We start from the raw sequence: 1,204 nt of genomic DNA on the forward strand, positions 1-1,204 counted from the left end.
CAGGCACTCGATGTCAAACTCCCTCAATCCCTGTTCCCAAAATCGACCGACGGTTTGGTTACCGACTCTCTGAGGTGCCTCAAGCACCAGAGCGTTGCTTACCACAAGCAAACGACCAGCTGGAACTGTTGGTGATCACCGCTGAAGGTAATCCAATTGTCCGGCGAATCAATGGTGCCAGTCGTAATCAAGTCCTAGCTGTGACCAATAGATTTCAGCGATCGCTTAGCAATCCCCACAGCTTGGATGCCAAAGGCCACCTAAACCAAGCTGAGCAACTTTATCAATGGATCATAGCGCCCTTACAGAAGGAATTAAATGACCGCAAGATTCAGAGCCTAATATTTGCTATGGATCAGGGTTTGCGCTCCCTACCTATAGCAGCTATCTACGATGGGCAACAATATCTGGTTGAGAAGTATGGTGTTAATTTGGTGCCTAGTCTGAGCTTAACCTATTCTCGTCACACAGATGTAAGACCCTTCCGGGTTCTGGCAATGGGAGCATCGAAATTTCCTTATCAACAGCCTTTGCCTGGGGTAGAAGTGGAGTTAACCACCATCACTGAAACACTGTGGAAAGGTCGCTCTTTTCTCAACGAAGCCTTTACTCTGGAAAATTTAATGGCTCAACGACAACAGAGGCAATATGGCATCATTCACCTAGCCACCCATGCAGAGTTCAACTCGGGAACTCCTAACAATTCCTACATTCAGATGTGGAACCGCAAACTAAGGCTGTATGAAATGAAAAATCTACTTTATGAGCCATCGGTAGAGTTGTTGGTACTCAGCGCTTGCCGAACCGCTTTGGGCAATCGAGAAGCGGAGTTGGGTTTTGCTGGGTCAGCCTTTCAGGCAGGAGTTGACTCGACTTTGGCAACCCTTTGGTATGTTAGTGATCAAGGTGCTCTGGGGCTGACTACTGAGTTTTACCGTCAGTTGAGAAAGACATCGAGTAAAAGCGAAGCCTTGCGACAGGCACAGTTAGCAATGATTCAAGGCAATGTGCGTATCGAGAATAATCAGTTATATGGCTCGGGCAAGAATATCTCGTTACCCCCAGAATTGTCAGGATCAGGAAAACAAAGCTTTTCTCATCCCTACTATTGGGCTGCTTTCACTCTGGTTGGAGATCCCTAGTGAATACCAAAGTTTATACCAATTCTTCACTTTTCATAGTTTTGATAAGCAGTAACAATCCT

The 1,204-nt window shown here is 46.3% G+C and carries 1 protein-coding gene; it reads left to right on the forward strand.

The features are described from left to right. Positions 1-1,142 (forward strand): CHAT domain-containing protein (locus tag F6K38_RS42485; protein ID WP_287360901.1); only part of this gene is annotated, 1,142 nt, incomplete at its 5' end. Positions 1,143-1,204 lie beyond the last annotated feature (62 nt).

Source organism: Moorena sp. SIO3B2, assembly GCF_010692525.1.
Classification (GTDB): Bacteria; Cyanobacteriota; Cyanobacteriia; order Cyanobacteriales; family Coleofasciculaceae; genus Moorena; species Moorena producens.